General features: G+C 44.3%; 14 protein-coding genes. 6 read left to right on the forward strand and 8 right to left on the reverse strand.

Annotated elements, in window-relative coordinates:
* Positions 1-392: 392 nt before the first annotated feature.
* The 3 genes from QUB06_RS28495 to QUB06_RS28505 all read right to left on the reverse strand — a co-directional run bounded on the left by QUB06_RS28495 (position 393) and on the right by QUB06_RS28505 (position 3560).
* A complete protein-coding gene (locus QUB06_RS28495) occupies positions 393-2474 on the reverse strand; it encodes a dynamin family protein (RefSeq protein WP_333438137.1) in 2082 nt (693 codons plus the stop codon).
* Positions 2475-2507: 33 nt separating this feature from the next.
* Entirely contained in the window at positions 2508-2840 is a 333-nt protein-coding gene (locus tag QUB06_RS28500) for a hypothetical protein (RefSeq protein WP_333438138.1), read from the reverse strand.
* Positions 2841-3038: 198 nt separating this feature from the next.
* Positions 3039-3560, reverse strand: coding sequence for a pentapeptide repeat-containing protein (locus QUB06_RS28505; RefSeq protein WP_333438139.1), 522 nt, complete (start codon positions 3558-3560; stop codon positions 3039-3041).
* Positions 3561-3788: 228 nt separating this feature from the next.
* Between QUB06_RS28505 and QUB06_RS28510 the strand changes: the two genes are divergently transcribed.
* Positions 3789-5327: a SagB/ThcOx family dehydrogenase gene (locus tag QUB06_RS28510; RefSeq protein WP_333438140.1), complete on the forward strand. Its 1539-nt coding sequence runs from the start codon at positions 3789-3791 to the stop codon at positions 5325-5327.
* A 198-nt stretch (positions 5328-5525) separates the two neighbouring features.
* On the opposite strand, the gene mnmE is transcribed toward QUB06_RS28510, so the two are convergent.
* From mnmE to QUB06_RS28525, 3 genes are read right to left on the reverse strand one after another with little or no spacing between them, the layout of a single operon-like run.
* A complete protein-coding gene (mnmE, locus tag QUB06_RS28515) occupies positions 5526-6911 on the reverse strand; it encodes a tRNA uridine-5-carboxymethylaminomethyl(34) synthesis GTPase MnmE (protein ID WP_333438141.1) in 1386 nt (461 codons plus the stop codon).
* 25 nt (positions 6912-6936) lie between these two features.
* Positions 6937-7293 (reverse strand): type II toxin-antitoxin system PemK/MazF family toxin, encoded by a 357-nt coding sequence (locus QUB06_RS28520; protein WP_333438142.1) that lies wholly within the window; start codon positions 7291-7293, stop codon positions 6937-6939.
* On the reverse strand, positions 7290-7499 hold the full coding sequence (locus QUB06_RS28525; RefSeq protein WP_333438143.1) for a hypothetical protein: 210 nt from the start codon (positions 7497-7499) through the stop codon (positions 7290-7292). Before QUB06_RS28525 ends, QUB06_RS28520 begins: the two co-directional genes overlap by 4 nt.
* Positions 7500-7860: 361 nt before the next feature.
* Here QUB06_RS28525 and QUB06_RS28530 point away from each other — a divergent pair, with 361 nt between their 5' ends.
* Complete coding sequence (locus tag QUB06_RS28530) at positions 7861-10059, forward strand: tetratricopeptide repeat protein (protein ID WP_333438144.1); 2199 nt, start codon at positions 7861-7863, stop codon at positions 10057-10059.
* The gene (locus QUB06_RS28535) at positions 10016-12430 is read left to right on the forward strand and encodes a tetratricopeptide repeat protein (protein WP_333438145.1); all 2415 of its coding nucleotides are present in this window, start codon (positions 10016-10018) and stop codon (positions 12428-12430) included. The genes QUB06_RS28530 and QUB06_RS28535 overlap by 44 nt, the downstream gene beginning before the upstream one ends.
* Positions 12431-12617: 187 nt before the next feature.
* On the opposite strand, the gene QUB06_RS28540 is transcribed toward QUB06_RS28535, so the two are convergent.
* On the reverse strand, positions 12618-14051 hold the full coding sequence (locus tag QUB06_RS28540; protein WP_333438146.1) for a protein adenylyltransferase SelO family protein: 1434 nt from the start codon (positions 14049-14051) through the stop codon (positions 12618-12620).
* Here QUB06_RS28540 and QUB06_RS28545 point away from each other — a divergent pair.
* Positions 14045-14224 (forward strand): hypothetical protein, encoded by a 180-nt coding sequence (locus QUB06_RS28545; RefSeq protein WP_333438147.1) that lies wholly within the window; start codon positions 14045-14047, stop codon positions 14222-14224. The genes QUB06_RS28540 and QUB06_RS28545 overlap by 7 nt on opposite strands.
* Before the next feature lie 457 nt (positions 14225-14681).
* On the opposite strand, the gene QUB06_RS28550 is transcribed toward QUB06_RS28545, so the two are convergent.
* The gene (locus QUB06_RS28550; RefSeq protein ID WP_333438148.1) at positions 14682-14912 is read right to left on the reverse strand and encodes a hypothetical protein; all 231 of its coding nucleotides are present in this window, start codon (positions 14910-14912) and stop codon (positions 14682-14684) included.
* A 208-nt stretch (positions 14913-15120) separates the two neighbouring features.
* On the opposite strand from QUB06_RS28550, the gene QUB06_RS28555 reads away from it, so the two are divergent.
* Together QUB06_RS28555 and QUB06_RS28560 are read left to right on the forward strand one after the other, a co-directional pair.
* Positions 15121-15432, forward strand: coding sequence for a hypothetical protein (locus QUB06_RS28555; protein ID WP_333438149.1), 312 nt, complete (start codon positions 15121-15123; stop codon positions 15430-15432).
* A gap of 64 nt (positions 15433-15496) precedes the next feature.
* Entirely contained in the window at positions 15497-17446 is a 1950-nt protein-coding gene (locus QUB06_RS28560; protein WP_333438150.1) for a leucine-rich repeat domain-containing protein, read from the forward strand.
* Positions 17447-17539: the final 93 nt, after the last annotated feature.

Consider the following 17539-nt stretch of genomic DNA (forward strand, 5'->3'; position numbering starts at 1 on the left):
TTACTTGAACGGGTTAATTGGAAATCAGAGACAAGCTACATGAGTATAATTACTCACTACAAAAGTGACATACTCCCAAATGATTTTGGCAGAGGTGTCTTCAAGGGCTTGAATACTTTTCAAGTTTCTTTCTAATCTCTCTAATTTCTGTGAAACTTTATCATTATCCATATTTACCCCCTAATGTCTGCATCTACTCATCCACATCCTTAAGCCCATTCTGCAGCACCATCCGCACGATGTCAATTTTTTTGCGACCATTCCCAATCTTGGCTGAATAACAACGGTAATTTGACTGGGGGCTTAGAGCGTGTTTTCAAACTATTCTGTAGGTTGGGTTTAGGAAGGAAACCCAACTACAATTCAAGCTAATTTCAAGTTTGAAAACACGCCTAGCTTCCCGCCGATGCTAGGAAACATTGATATAGCGATTCAATACTCTGCGACTCGGCAGAAACATCAGCCTCCAATTTTTTCAACCGCTGCGATTCAGCCTGACAATTAATCTCGCGAGATTCCTTTTGTTCCAGCAAATTATCTAACTCAGATTTCCGAGAATTAATATCAGCATTCATGCGATCGCCCACTTCCCGCCCGTAAACATCAAAACACTCCTTTACAGCATCATGAATCGGCTGCCATTGGTCTTGAGCCACCTGCGGCAGATATTTCACTAGCTCTTTTTTCGCCGCTTTCACCAACTGTTTATGATCTCCGTCTGCTTGCAAAACCCCAACACCCATCCCCAACAAAGCTAAATATAGGGGCCCCAAAACAACCCCGGTCAAACTAGCAAAAATCACACTGACGCTCATCACAGTGATTAAGTTGAGCAGGATATTTTTCCAATCAAAACCCGCTCCTGCCATTGCTACACCTGCCAGATTTCCGGTAGTTAACGAGAACAATCCCATCGCCCATTTTGCCCAACTGGGCGAGTTATCTTCGTTCGAGTTGCTGACTGCTGCTGGTATTTTTTGTCCCGTCAGTTTTTCGGTAATTTTTTCAGTCACTTTCGTGTAAGATGCTCCGTAATTTGCGGCACTTTTCGATAGCTGCGAAAAGGCTGAATTCATCTCTTGTTCTGCCGTGAGAGTCCAAGCTGCTAGTTTGTCATTGATGTACTGCTCGAAGGCTCGTTTGAGCGATGCTTCAAAAGCTTCTCGCTTGCCTTGGCTGAAGAAATCCAGAAATTTCAGTTCAGGTTGATACCGTAAGAAATCTGTTTCAAATGTATTTTCTAAGTTGAGAACGTAGGCGCGAAAAGAATCTGCGATCGCCCGCGATTTACTATCTCTAACTTCGCTAATTTCTTGTTGAAATTCATCGCGAATCTGAGTCAGCTTTTTAAACTCCGGCTCAACTGAATTAATCTTTTCCTTCAACTCATTGACATCGCGATCGAGTAATGGTAATCTGCGTCCAACAGCTTCGCGGACACGAGCAGAAATTTGACGCGCCAAAGTCCTCGCCGGACGCAATTCCGAAATCGCCCTTTCCTGGGTTAAAAACGTATTCAGTGCCGCCATAAACTCGGGAAAACCAGTTCCTGCCAAATCAGCATCCGGGTTTTTTATCCGCAACCTGAGCGCCTTAAGTGAGGTAATTGCAAACACTCGCTCGTCGTAAATATCGTGTCCTTCTGTTAAACAATATTCAGCCAAATTAGCTTGAAAAACCCGCCGCAGTTTCCCTTCTGCTTCTGCCAATTCTTCAGGATCGTCCGGGTCAATCAAACTTTCCCGCACCTGATCCCAAGCATTAATCAGAAAGAAAATGCTCAATCCGCGATTTTTGATGTAATTTTCTAGATAGCGTCTTTCCCCCATTGTGCAAGGCTGAGTTGCCCTGAGTACAAACAAAATAGCGTGGCAGTTGTTGATGTAACCAAGAGATAATTCGTTACGGGCTTCTGTATCGTTCAGTCCGGGACTGTCTACTATTTCTATGCCTTTTTCCAGCAAAGGTAAGGGATATTCTACTACGGCGCAATCGATATCTGGAAATGCTGGTTTCTTTTCTTCTTCTAAGCGTTTGGCTTCAGCGGGATCAATTGTGTAGTTTTGTTTAAAACTTTTAAAATCGAGCTGTTTTGGGCTTTTGCCGTCATTGAAATAAACGGTGACTTTTTTTTCTGAACCGTAGCGCAAAATCGTGAGCAAAGCTGTACAGGGATTTACATCGCTCGGCAATAGGTTTTCGCCGATTAACGCATTGAGAAAAGTGCTTTTGCCGCGTTTCATGTCGCCTAGCACTAGCAGCCGAAAGACTCCTTGGCGCAAGTTTTTACTGGCGATATCAATGTCGGCGTTGTCTGTTTCTAAACCGAGTTTTCCCGATGCTTCTCCTCCTGCTAATTCTGATTGGTTGATGGCTGTGGCGATGTTGCTGAGGCGAGTGGCAATTTCTCGGCGGACAGCGGCTACTCGCTCTAAATCGTTGAGAAAGTTGCTAGTTTCTACTTTAAGGTTCATGGCTGTTTCCTGATAGTTTCATGCTTGAGCTTTTCAACTTCTGTCTTCTTCAATAAACATTTTGTAAGCGATAAAAGCAATGCCTCCCACTATCAGGGCGGCTGCCAGCCAAGATGCTATGCGAACTGCAACGACAACAGCAATGACAATGCCTGTAAATTGAGCTGCTGCTATAATTTTTCGGCGCCACTGTTTGAGTTTGCCGTTAACTTGGCTGTCTGGTTCTTGGTACTTGCTTGTTAGATGTTCGGGCACGGAGCGGTCAATTTCGGCTTCTAGTTCGCGGAGCCTAATTTCTTGTTCTCGCTTCCGCAGTTCTTGTTCTTTGCGCCGGAGTTCTCGGGATTTGTTGTCAGGAGAATTCATAAATTTTAGCTTGTTTTCCGCTGGAAAAATGTGTTATTTATTGTCAATGTTGCGGATCGATAAGTTCTCTACGACTGTAACTCACATTTTCCCGCGTGTCGAGAAATGTTAAGAAATTTTAAAAATGGCGATTCCCTACGGGATAGCTACGCTTCACGACCAATTAAGCCGATCGCCCGCCCGCACCGCTGCAAATCATCAATAGCCTTCGGGCCCGATAGTAGTGCGATCGCACTCGGCTTCCGACAAATCAACCAAGCGCGATCGAAATAAGTTGCAGCCCGCTAATTGAGCTTTGGTTAACTTTGCTTTCTCCAAATTAGCTCGGCTCAAATCCGCATATCTCAAATCGGCATTCGTCAAATCTGCATTGTACAAATCCGCACCTTGCAAATTGGCTTTCTGCAAATTAGCACCTTGCAAATTGGCGTGACGCAAATTTGCTCTTGATAAGTTTGCTCTTGATAAAGTTGCTTCCGACAAGTTAGCTTGATAAAGTTGAATGTCGCCCAATTCAGCATCTTGCAAATCAGTTTTATAAAGATTGGCTTGAGTCAAATTTCCGTAGGGCAAATAAGCTCGCCTCAGAACGCTACCAGAAAGATTTATTTCTGTCAAATCTGCTTGAAACAAGTTATGTTCACTTAAGTCAACGGCGTTAAAGTTTCGCTGGCCCTCAGCATACTGAGCCAGCAATTCCTCAGCGCTTAGCTTTTGCATTTTCATCCCTTTATGAGGACAGCTATTGCAGCCAATCCATAGCAGTAATTAATGGGTATTAATCTGTGTATTTATACTTAGGCATTGTTTTATGTTAAGCTTGTGTAACAACGATCTCATTTTTTCTAAGATTTTTTTTATATTTGTAAATTTCTGCCTTGCTCGACCAGTCCACGGTTCCTAATGTCAAGATCGATCGAGAAACCAAAGTCAATCCTCTACTGAAATATGCCAGAACTTCCTCTCTCCATTGCTCAGCACTACCACGAACGGACAAAATACGACCCTGAAACCATTGCTGCTAAAAGTAAACAGCTAGATTGGACAGAGCAACCTGTTCCTTTCAAAGAATATAAAATTGGAGCGTATTTTGACCTAAAGCCTTATCTCAAAGACCCCTCGGAGGATGCCGATGCAGAGCCCGATGCCGCTTGGTGGCATCGGTTATCTAGCTTGTTGCTGTGCAGCTACGGGTTGACGGCGAGAGTGCAGACGGTAGACGACAGCTACCTGTATTTGCGTTCTGCACCGTCGGCGGGTGGACTCTACCCAGCAGAGGTTTATTTAATCTCCCGCGGCACTGCCCAGTTGCCGGCCGGACTCTACAACTATCAGTGCAAAACTCATTCACTTGTTCATTTTTGGGATAGTCAAGTTTGGCCGGTCTTGCAAGCCGCTTGTTTCCAGTCGCCAGCGCTCGAAAATACCCAATTGGCGATCGCCATTACCACTGTTTTTTTCCGTTCTTCTTGGCGTTACGAAGACCGAGCTTATCGGCGAATTTTTCTAGACACCGGCCATTTATTAAGTAATATCGAGTTAGCTTGCGCCGTCAACGATTACCGACCTCACCTGATTGGAGGATTCGCCGACGAAGCTGTCAATGAATTACTATACATCGACTCGGAGCAAGAAGGAGCGATTTGTGTAGTTGCTTTAGCCGACTTGCTAGATATTGACCAAAACTTGCCTAAATTTAAAACAGCTTTGCCCGGAAACACCACGACAGATTACCCGAAAATTTCCGAAGGTCAACTGTTAAAATACCTCCACAAAGCCACGTATTTAGAAGCAGACCCTACCGGAGCTGACGGCTGGAAACTTGATGAAAGTGAAGGGGTACTAGAGGATAAATACAACTTTCCATTTTGTACTAAAGTTTCGACGGTCACTCCTTCGATTCCTTGGGGAGTGAACCTGGAAACTTTAGAAAACACTATGCTCAAAAGGCGTTCGACCCGTGCTTATACAGGTGCTTCTTTGAGCTTGGGCGAACTGCTAGCTATGCTCGATTTTACTTACCAGCCCCAGCACTATATCGACCAAGGATTAGACGGTTATCCAGACTATTTCGATCTAAGTTTGATCGAGACTTTTATTGCTGTTTCGGGAGTGCATGGGTTAGAAGAAGGCTGTTACTATTACGCTCCGAAAGCTCAAGAATTGCGGCAAATTCGGTTTAAAAATTTCCGCAGGGAACTGCATTTTTTATGCTTGGGGCAAGACTTGGGCAGAGATGCGGGGGCGCTGTTGTTTCATACGGCGGATTTGAACAGGGCTGTAGCAAAATATGGCGATCGAGTTTACCGCTATTTGCACATGGACGCGGGTCATTTGGGCCAGCGTTTGAATTTAGCAGCTATGCAACTGCGTTTGGGTGTCAGCGGTATCGGGGGCTTTTTTGACGATCGTGTCAATGACGTTCTCGGTATTCCTGCGGGTGAGGCTGTGCTTTATATTACAAGTCTGGGAAGACCTCGATCGTGAGAATGAGTCAATCGATTTTAGATTTTAGATTTTAGATTTTAGATTGAAGGATTGGCCTGGCTGATTTACGGTAGGAACCACTCAATCTGCCAAAAATGAAACAAGCGAGTCAGTCAATCTCCTGCATTTTCAAGTGATAGCGCTAAAGTCAGCATTGTCAACCTGCAATAGAGAGGTTTTACGTAAGTTGGGCCATTGCTATTTGCCAATGCAAAACCTGCTAAATATTCTGTCGAGCACTGATTCGGTCACTTCTTCGCCCGTAACTTCCCCCAATGCTTGAATTGCACCGCGCAAATCTATTGTCCAGAAATCTAAAGGCAATTTGTTGCTAATAGTATCCGTGCATTGTTCCAGAGAAATTTTAGCTTTGGTTAAGGCTGCTGCTTGCCGCTGGTTGATTGCTAAATCTGAGTTTGCTGCTTGCAAATTTCCCCCGCTGACGGCATCTAAGATTGCTGTTTCTAAGTCGGCTATGCCTCGATCGAGGGCGGCGGCTGCGGCAACTATGGGGTGAATTTCAGGGGGGAAAGGTAGTTCGGGAATTGTATTTACTAGGTCGATTTTGTTGATAATTATAATTAGCTGGCGGTGCTTTACTTGTTCGTAAATTTCCGAATCTTCCTCTGTCCAGCCAGATTCCGCGTCAATTGTCAACAACACTAAATCGGCTTGTTTTGCTGCTGCGCGCGATCGCTCAACGCCAATTTTTTCTACCTTGTCTTCGGTTTCTCGAATTCCCGCAGTATCGAGCACCTGCACCGGAATTCCGCCCACAACTAGCTGCGATTCTACCACATCCCGCGTCGTACCGGGCAAATCCGTGACGATCGCCCGATCGCTCTTACTCCACGCATTCAACAAACTCGATTTTCCCACATTGGGCCGCCCAACAATCGCTACTTTCAAACCAGTTCTCAACAATTCTCCGCGATCTGCGGTTGCCAAAATTGTTGACAATTCCTCCAAGACATGATTTATTTCCAAAGAAGTTTTAGCTTCATCTAAAGGCGGCAAATCTTCCTCAAAATCAATTCTTGCCTCAATTTCTGCCAGCAAGTCCAAACAAGTTGTTCTCAGTTTGCGAATTGGCTGCGCTAATTTTCCTTGCAAGCCAGCCAAAGCACTTTGTGCAGCAGCGGGGGATTTTGCTCCCACCAAATCTGAAATACTTTCAGCTTGAGTTAAATCGAGCCTTCCGTTCAAAAAAGCCCGCAGGGAAAACTCTCCCGGCGCGGCCAATCTCGCCCCATTTTCCAAACACAACTGCAAGACTTGCTGCACCGCCATAATACCGCCGTGACAGTGAAACTCCACCACATCTTCGCGAGTAAAAGAACGCGGTGCTTTCATGATTAGCAGCAAAGCTTCATCGACTAATTCTTGAGTTTTGGGGCGGCGGATGTGGCCGTAAAGAATCCGGTGAGACTCCCAAATTTGCCGTCCTGGGGCGCAAAACAAAGTTTCGGCAATTTTTAAGGCTGCGGAACCGGAAACTCGCACAATGCCGACGCTGCCTTGTTGGGGAACTATGGCAGTAGCGATCGCTGCGATCGTCCCTCCTTTTGTTAGTGATTCAGCCATTTTTAATTGCTCTATAGTTCAATAATTATCTCGCTCGCCCTATCTGCAATGCCTCGATCATATAGGCATTTAATTGCTGTATATATAGATTTCCTAATTCACCCAATCGTCTGATAATTAATCGGCGTTGGAGGGTAGCTATTCGAGTTACTCTAACTTTAGATGATACTCGCAATCCCGTTGCCGGAAATTCTATATCTTCAACATTCAGAGCAAACTCTTCATTATTCAACTTTCTAACATTTTGAGACGAAATAAAGCAAACAGTAACTTCATCAGGAATTGAGATAGCACATAGCACTAAAGCAGGACGCAATTTCATCGGACTCAAATCAGTAAATGGAAATTCGACTAATACAATATCTCCTTTTTTTAGTGTCACGCAATAGGTTCTCCATCTTGTATGGTGTAAATATCAGGTTCGTCATGCAAAAAGTCAAAACACTCACCGCTTTGAGCAAGCTCCCTAAGCTCCTGAATCGAAGGGTACGGGATGTTTTCTAGTAATTTGTCCGTAATCGCTAATTGCTCGTCTGCTGAGAGAGATAAGATAACTTGAATTAGGGAGTCAACCAGTTGTACGTTCATTTTAAGTCATCTGTTGCTCGGTTACTAAATTATACTATAAGTTCAGGGTTTGCATCTACAGTCAACCGATACGGGCAGCAGACTGGGACTAATTTTAATGCTATAGTCCTCGACGCATAAATTGGTTTTATTAACGGAAATACTGCATCCCGGCTTTTAACAATGCGTCCCGGACTGCTCAAATTCAGACAAGGCTCAAAGTTGGGGCGATAGCCTTTAAATTGCCAGCACCTGTAGTCCTACTACTGGCGATTTCTTCGGCGGCTTGGCACACCGGAATCAATAGCTAAAAGTTGGACACCACAGTGAGCTCTTCTGATTTTATGCGATAATGGAAAATTGATAGGGTAGAGGGCAAAGCATGATTGGTCAACTTCTAGACAGACGTTACCGCATCATTAAAGTCACAGACTCAAGTGAGGTGGGAAAAACTTATCTAGCAGCAGATACTCACCGTCCCGGGTATCCGCAATGCACGGTTAGAGAAATGCGACTCCCCGGCACAAGTTCGCAAACTCCAGAATTAGTCAAAGTTATATTTCAAAGAAACGCAGAAATAATTGAAAAATTGGGAAAACATGACAAAATCCCGGAATTATTGGCGTATTTTGAGGAAAATCAAAGTTTATACTTAATTGAAGAATTTATTGCGGGCTTACCTTTAAGTCAAGAACTAATACCCGGTCAACCTTGGGATGAAGACCAAGTAATTGGTCTGCTATCAGAAATATTAGAAATTTTGGTGTTCATCCACGAGAAGGGTTTTATTCACCGCAGAATTCAACCAGACAGAGCGATCCGGCGCGAGTCAGACGGCAAATTTGTATTGGTAGACTTTAGCTTAGACAAAGAAATTAACCCGGAACTTGCTAACTGTCATTTGTTGTCGCAAACCTCCCCGAACTCTGTTAAACGGCATGAGGCAAAAAAACAGGATTTGGCGGCCCAGGAGTTATACGTGCCGATCGAGCAATTGAGCGGCAACCCCCGTTACAATAGCGACATCTACGCTCTAGGTACGATCGCCCAGCTTGCCGTCACGGGACTCTCACCCAACGAACTGAGTGCCTTAAAAAACAACAAAAACGAAATTCCCTGGCGAAACCGGGCAACTTGTTCGGCAGCCCTAGCAGATATTATCGATCGAATGGTGCGCCCTGACTGCGAGGAACGCTATCAGGAGGCCGCCGAAGTTTTAGCAGACCTCAAACAAATCGCCGTAAAATTGGAGGTTGAGCCGCCGCCAGCCACAATCATCACGGACGCTATGAGTCAACCGCGAAGACAAAGCCAAACCAAACTCCTGCTGTTGGCTACAACAGCGGCAGCTTTAATCTTGACGGCACTGATAATTTACTTTTGGCAGAGTCAAAGTCCGGCAAGGTCAAAAGAATTGTTAGCCCGCGGCGTTATCAAGGCGCAGCAAGGTGACACAACAGGCGCGATCGCCGATTATACTCAAGCGATCGCCCTGAATGGCAGCGATGCGGAAACTTACTACAAGCGGGCAAACGCTCGCTACGACATGGGCGCAACCGAGCAAGCAATACAGGATTACACGCAAGCAATTAAAGTCAATCCTAGCCACAGCAAAGCTCTCTACAATCGAGGTATGGCCCGCCTCGACATCGGCGACAAGCGGGGGGCCGTGGAAGATTTCACCCAAGTAGTGCGACTCAATCCCAGCGACGGTGAGGCATACTCTCAGCGGGGTTTAGCCTACTACGATTTGGGCGACTACCGCACAGCAATAGAAGACTACACTCAGGCAATTCGGCTCAGTCCCAACGATGCTACAGCTTACAGCAATCGGGGTTTAGCTCGATCGGCAGCGGGCGACAAAACAGGGGCAATGGCAGATTTTACTCAAGCCCTTCAAATTAGCCCCCAGCAAGCTGGCGTATACTACAGTCGTGGTCGATCCAGGTTTAATCTGGCAGATTATCAAGGAGCGATGGAAGATTATACTAAGGCGATCGAATTGCAACCCGATCTCGCTGATGCTTATACCAATCGGTGCAGCGCTTACTTGAATTTGGCCACCTACGACAAAGCGATTGCAGATTGCACCGAAGCAATTCGCCTCGCTCCAAAAGATGAAGCAGCTTACAACAACCGCTGCATTGCTTATCTGAATTTAAAACAATTTCAAAAGGCTAGCGAAGATTGCAGTTTGACGATCGGACTCAACGGCAACAATCCCAAAGCATACAGCAATCGAGGATTAGCTCGATCGGCTTCGGGAGACAAGCAGGGAGCTTTAGAAGATTTTACTCAAGCAATTCGACTCAATCCTAGCGATGCAGTAGCTTACAGCAATCGCGGTACTATTTACTCAGAACTAAAAAATTACCCTTTAGCAGTTGAGGATTTCGCTCACTCACTGCGGCTCAACCCCAACAATGCTAGCGCTTTTTACAGCCGTGGCCTCGTCCGCCGCCAACTCAAAGACCGTGCTGGGGCGATCGAGGATTTTCAGAAAGCTGCCACCCTCTTTCTCGAACAAGGAAGAGCCGATGGTTTCCAAAACGCACAATCACAAATCAACGACCCTAAATAAACTATTACTCATCAGTCAGATGTTAAAAAAAGAAGGAAGAAGGAAGAAGGAAGAAGGAAGAAGGAAGAAGGAAGAAGGCCAAATTACCAACTCCCCCTTACCAACTCCCCCTTACCAATTCCCCCTTACCAATTCCCAATTACCAACTCCCCGTTACCAATTCTCAAATATAGATATGAACATGGTTGGTCAACTTTTAGACAGGCGTTATCGGGTAGTGCAAATTCTCAGTTCAGGAGCTTTTGGACAAACTTATTTAGCTGTCGATACTCGCCGGCCTGGCCACCCTCAATGTGTAGTAAAACAACTGCGCCCTCCCAGCAACACTTCCACAGTTCTCAAAACAGCTTACCGCTTATTTAAACAAGAAGCAGAAATATTAGAAAAGCTGGGAAAACACGATCAAATTCCCTTTTTACTCGCTTATTTTGAAGAAGGAAATCAATTCTACCTCGTCGAAGAATTTGTGCCCGGACACGCCCTAAATCGGGAAATTGTGGCCGGTCAACCTTGGCGGGAAGAACGAGTGCTGGCTCTGCTGGAAGAAGTGTTACAACTTCTCGCCTTCGTACACTCTCAGGGAGTGATTCACCGCGATGTTAATCCCTCCAACTTAATCCGCCGCAAACCAGACGGCAAATTAGTTTTAATTGACTTCGGCTCGGTTAAAGAAGTTGCAAATCAAGTCAGCGAGCACGATACAGAATTTCCGCGCACCATTGCTACTGGAACTCCGGCTTATATGCCGATCGAACAATTTCAAGGCAACCCGCAATTTAGCAGCGACATCTATGCAGTCGGGATGATGGCCGTCCAAGCTATCACGGGTTTGCCCGGTACGGATTTGCCCAAATTGCAAGATCCGAGTCCTTCTCACACGGGGGAGATTGTGTGGCGAAACCGAGCTCAATGTTCTGTGGGACTAGCCAATATAATTGACAAAATGGTCTGTCACCAATTTGGCAAACGCTATCAATCTGCTGAGGAAGTTTTGGTAGCTCTCCGCAAGTTGAGACACCGCCAAGAACCGGGGAATACGGCTCAAAAGAAAAGTATTTCTCCGAGGTTACTGTCTTCGGATAGTTTTTCGTCACGTTTGGGAAGTCGATTTTGGTTGATGATTTTGGCGGGGTTCGGGGCGGCGATAGTTCTGCTATTTCTGTTTAGTTATTGGAGCCGACCGAATCCGATTAAAGCTAAGGAATATTACGAGCAGGGAGTGGAAAAGTCTCGCAATCAAGATGCGGAGGCAGCTTTGCAGGCTTTTAATAAGTCAATTCAATTGAATCCTAAAAATGCGGAGAGTTTTTATTGGCGGGGAAATGCTAATTATGATTTAAAAAACTATCAAGAAGCAATTGCGGATTATTCTCAGGCGATCGCTCTCAATCCTAAATATTTTCAGGCTTATTTTAACCGCGGGCTCGCCCGTCACGATTTTAACGACAAGGGCGGGGCGATTGAGGATTACACTCAAGCTGTGAATCTCCAGCCCAATGATGCTGATACATATTATGAAAGAGGAGTTGCTTATTTAGAAATGCAAGATTACAAGGCGGCTATTCAGGATTTTACCGAAGTAATTCGGTTGCAGCCGAACCTTGTTAAAGCTTATCATTCGCGGGGATTGGCTCGCGCTGGGAGCGCAGATTTGCAGGGGGCGATTGGAGATTATACTCAAGCAATTAAACTTGATGCTAAGAATGCTGATGCTTTTTACAGTCGGGGGAGAGCTCGCTTTCACCTAGGAGATTATCAGGGAGCTCTGGCGGATTATTCTCAGGTAATTGCGATCGATCCCAAGAGTGGAGATGCTTACGCTAATCGTTGCAGCACGCAGTTGAATTTGGGAGCCCATCAAGCGGCAATTGACGATTGCACTCAGGCAATTTCGCTGAGCGAGGAGGATGGGGTTCCTTACAACAATCGCTGCATTGCTTATTTAAATTTGAAGGATTATCCGAAAGCAATTGCCGATTGCACTCAAGCGCTGACAGTGAATCCGAATGATTTTAATGCTTTTAACAATCGTGGTTTAGCTCGCAGCGCAGGGGGTGACGCGCAGGGGGCGATCGCAGATTTTACAGCAGCAATCGGGTTCAATCCCAACAATGCGGAAGCTTACGCCAATCGGGCGAAGATTTATCAGGAGTTAAAGAATTACAATAGTGCGATCGCAGATTACGTGCAAGCTATTCGGATCAGCCCGAATTATGCTGCTGCTTACTACGGTAGAGGCATGGTTCGTCGCTCATTGGGAGACAAAGCAGGAGCAATTAGCGATTTAGAAAAAGCCGGCAAAATGTTTCTAGATCAAGGACTTACTGGCGGTTACAAAGATGCACAATTTGAGATTGAAAAGCTCAAGTAGTCATTAGTCATTAGTCATTAGTCATTAGTCATTAGTCATTAGTCATTATTTCTCGGTGTTATATTTCTTATGTGGCAGATTTTTATAATCTCAGATTGCTCCGGGGCTGGTTCACGCTAATCTTTAATACCAACAGAAAATGCAGGTGAACCAGCCCTTACGCGCTATTAATTCAAGCTATTATTAATCAATTTTCTGGGTCTTGAAGTCGTTTAACCAATTCATAAAACGGTTCCCAATTATCCTCAATAGCAATGGCCTCCCAAACAGCCTCAATTGTCGGTCTCAACAGCGATTGTTCGGGATTGTGGCGCCGCAAACAGTCCGCCATTTTGTCCATATCATCGGCCGACAAACTTTGCAAAACGTGATAATAAAACTGCCGCCAAGGTGCTATCAAGTCCGCAGGTTCCGCCTCAGCAAAAATTAGACTAGCATCATCTCGCCAAGTGCGATCGAACTGTCTTCGCAGTTCAAAAAAGAAATCGTGATAGCCGACTTGAGACTCCGCCAGCATTTTAATTGTCACCTTCAACAACTCATCTCCCTCAGCTTCTGGCAAATCCTCAAATCCCAATCTCTTGAGCATCAACTGCCGATAAGCTGCATTATAATAATCGCCAAACTTTGCCAAACCCGCATCCATATCAGCTTGAGGAATCGCCGCTGATAGCGGTTGCTGAAGCTTCTCTAAATTGTCCCTACAAATCAACGGTTGATTGCCGTAACAATAAAGACCCGAATGGTCAAAATAAGCTGCTGTAAATTGCGGCTTGTAAGTGGGGATAAAAGCGAAAGGCCCGTAATCGAAACTTTCTCCAGTAATTGACATATTATCAGTATTCAGCACAGCGTGGCAAAATCCTGCCGCCATCCACTGAGCAACTAATTCGGCTACTCGCTGGACTAAATCTGCATAAAATAGCGCATACTTTTCCGACGCCGAAAAACCTGGCTTGCTTGCTTCTAAATGCAGTTCTGGATAGTAATATTCAATAACAAAATCTAAAAGTTTTTTAATTAAATCCGGGCGGCGGATATAGTGCAACCTTTCAAAAGTTCCAAACCGGATGTGAGAATGACTGAAACGTACCATTACGGACGATCGCGTCGGAGATGGTTCGTCGCCCCGCCACAAAGCATCCCCAGTTTCAACTAAACTAAAACAGCGAGATGTCCGAACTCCCAATCGGTGCAAAGCTTCGGCGGCTAAAACTTCGCGAACTCCCCCTTTGAGAGTGAGTCTACCGTCACCGCCCCGCGAGTAGGGAGTCCGGCCGGAACCTTTAGTGCCGAAGTCGTAAAGTCTGCCGTCCGTCCCGCGAACTTGGCCGTATAAGAAGCCTCTACCGTCACCTAAATTGGGGTTATATGCGTTGAATTGATAGCCGTGATAGCGAAGTGCGAGAAAGGGACGGACGCAGTGAAATTCGCCGAACGCTTCTATAAAATGTTGGTCGGTTACTTGTGCGGGGTCTAAACCCAATATCGGCAATAATTTGTCGTTGCGGAAGCGGAGAATGTGCTGCGGAAAATCGGCCGCAGGGACTTCATCAAAATAGTCGCCACCGAGGGATTCGATGGCGGGTTCGTAGTTGAGGGAAAGTAAGGGATTTGACATTTTTCTATTTTATCTTGAAATTGGCGATCGCTCCTAAATTATATACGGGTAATGTGCGTACTGCATTGGTGTCAACAATCGCCTCAAACCCTTTGTCTTTCTCGTTTATAGCCGAGTTCGATCGCCCTCGCATCTCAGAAACCCTGGGGACGCCAGGGCGATCGAGGGCCTAATAATTAAACAGTAAATAGGTATTAAGTTGTATCCGCTCAATAAGTTGCGGTAAGTAGTAATTTGTCAGCGTGGTTAAATTCATATTAAATTCTACCACAATCTTAATTTTGGCAAAAACTTCCCGCATTTTACGGCTAATAAATCTTGATTTGAAAAGGTATTATTAATCACGGACTCAATAACTATACAGTTTTTTTATCCACTACCATTACAATTAATCCTGGGTTTATACGAGACTTACTCAATCTATCAAATCTCGATAATTCAGAGCAGTTAGATTTTTTTAAATTTCTTCAATAAGAGCAGGACACACCCAAAGAATAAACCGAAGATTGTTCACGAATAATCATCTCTAGAGATGGAATGTTTCCTAGGTGAGAAATACGGTCGTGCATATATTCAAAAAAGCTAATTCCTAATTTACGAGTGAACTATTACTTCTTTATAACCCTTAAATTATGCATCTTCTGGTAGTTCTGCTGGAGGATATTCCAGAATTTTCTCTCGGTCAACTTTGAGCGGAGCATTTTTACAACTTTTAATATGTTTTTTTTGTGTTTTTCGCTCCTTTTCCGATGAGTAGTTTTCTTTTGACTTTTTCTGCCCATTAGCTTTAACCTCTGGTTGGCATTGTTCTCCTTTCCGACGATTGTTTTCGTCTTTTAATCTTTGATTTTCTGACGCCAACTTCTCTGGTTTTTGCTTATAATTGCTCTAGGATGTTCAGCAATCTTGACACAGTATAACGCAATGATACGTCGGCAATCTCAGATGGCTCAATGCTTTGCAGTAATGTCTCTACTAATTATTCAGCAGATGTTTTTTGTATCATGCCTTATATTCTACCATGCTGTGCGTATCTGTGAACCTTCTTTTTTGCTGTTACCCCGATTTATTGAGCGGATACATTAATGGTGGGGGAACGTTAGAGAGAGAATATGCCATTGGGCGCGATCCCAGGGATCTGTGTCTGTGTTATGCTGAAGTCACATTAGGGATTGAACTGAAGGTTTGGCGCAATCGGAAAGCCGATCCTTTGAGTAAAGGATTGCAACAGTTGGATGGATATTTAGCGAGATTGGGGCAAGATGAGGGTTGGTTGGTAATCTTTGATAAAAGAGACAATGCACTGGAATTGGAAGAACGGCTGAAAACAGAAATTCATGCTAGTCCCTTGGGGCGAGAGATTACAGTTATTCGTGCGTAATTCCTGTTGATGCAAGGCGCAGATATCGACAAATATATCAAATCACAATTAGGAGGGTTGCAAAATGTTAGAAAAGCTTTTAGGTGACAGGAATTTCTTCCGAATTGCGAAGCGGTATGCCTGGCAGTGTATCGCCTTCAGTCTGTCTTTAATTTTAATTCTTGGTGGCTACAGATTGCCAGAGGCTGTAGGACAGCAAACACCGACAGCAAATTACAAAACTTTTACCGATTGGTGTGTCAATAAAGCTAAGTTGAATCCAGAGGCCAGACATACTGTTGATGTGTTGTTGGAGAAAGCTGGAACTAATGATTGTGAAGCAGTTAACCGGAGGCTTTCAAGTCTCGATCAATTCGGCATCATGGGCAAAGGAATATCAGACATTACACCCCTGACATCTCTGACTAACCTAACTTATCTTAACCTTAACCGCAATCAAATATCAGACATTACACCCCTGACATCTCTGACTAAACTAACTGGCCTCGACATCAACCGCAATAAAATATCAGACATTACACCCCTGAAATCTCTGCCTAAACTAACTTTCCTCTCGCTTAACGGCAATAAAATATCAGACATTACACCCCTGACATCTCTGATTAATCTAACTTCCCTAAACCTCATAGGCAATGAAATATCAGACATTACACCCCTGAAATCTCTAACTAACCTAACGGATCTCAGCATCGACCACAATAAAATATCAGACATTACACCTCTGACATCTCTGACTAAACTAAATTTCCTCAGCCTCGACAACAATAAAATGTCAGATATTACACCGCTGAAATTCCTAACCAACCTAACTACCCTCAACCTCAGAGAGAATGCAATCTCAGATATAATTCCTCTGAAATCTCTGACTAATCTAACTTCCCTGGGACTCGAATTAAGTCAAATATCAGACATCAGTCTCTGGAAATCTTTGACTAATCTAACCGATCTCAGGCTAGTTCTCAGCCTTAATCAAATATCTGATATCAGTTATTTACAATTTCTAACTAACCTAACTTCTCTCACCCTCAACTTTAATAAAATATCAGACCTTACATCCCTGACATCTCTGATTAATCTAACTTCCCTCACCCTCCTTGGCAATGAAATATCAGACATTACACCCCTGAAGTCTCTGACTAAACTAACTTCTCTCTACATCGACAGTGATGATAATATATCAGATATTACATGGCTAAAATCTTTGACTAATCTAACTTTTCTCTGGCTCGAAGGCACTAAAATATCAGACATTACACCTCTTAAATCTCTGATTAAACTAGCTTCCCTCTACCTCTCCGGCGATAATAAAATATCAGACATTACGCCCCTGAAATCATTGACTAACCTAACTTATCTCAGCCTCGACGGCATTAAAATATCAGACATTACACCGCTGACATCTCTGACTAAACTAACTGCTCTCAACCTCGGTGGCAAAATATCAGACATTACACCGCTAACATCTCTGACTAAACTAACTGCTCTCAACCTCGGTGGCAAAATATCAGACATTACACCGCTAACATCTCTGACTAACCTAACAGAACTCTGGCTCCATAACAATGAAATATCAAACATTACACCCCTGACATCTCTGACTAACCTAGCTACACTCTGGCTTGGCGACAATAAAATATCAGACATTACACCGCTGACATCTCTGACTAACCTAACTACCCTCAATCTCAACGGCAATAAAATATCAGACATTACACTTCTGACATCTCTGACTAACCTAACTACACTCTACCTTGGCAGCAATCAAATATCAGACATTACACCGCTGACATCTCTGACCAACCTAACTACACTCTACCTTGGCAGCAATCAAATATCAGACATTACACCGCTGACATCTCTGACTAACCTAACTAAACTCTACCTCGGCAGCAATCAAATATCAGACATTACACCTCTCAAATCCCTTGTTAACCTAACTGAACTCAACCTAGGCGACAATCCGATCGCCAATAAAACCTGTCCCGTCAAACCCGAGTCTATCTGTAACTTTTAACGGCTGCGAAAGAGTCCGCCACGTAATTTTGAATTGTAATACCACTTTTTTAAAGCTCTGAGAGACTTACGTAAGAACTCAAAGCTAGAATTG

Origin of the sequence: Microcoleus sp. D2_18a_D3, from assembly GCF_036702455.1 — a bacterium.
In the GTDB taxonomy this organism is placed as follows: Bacteria; Cyanobacteriota; Cyanobacteriia; order Cyanobacteriales; family Microcoleaceae; genus Microcoleus.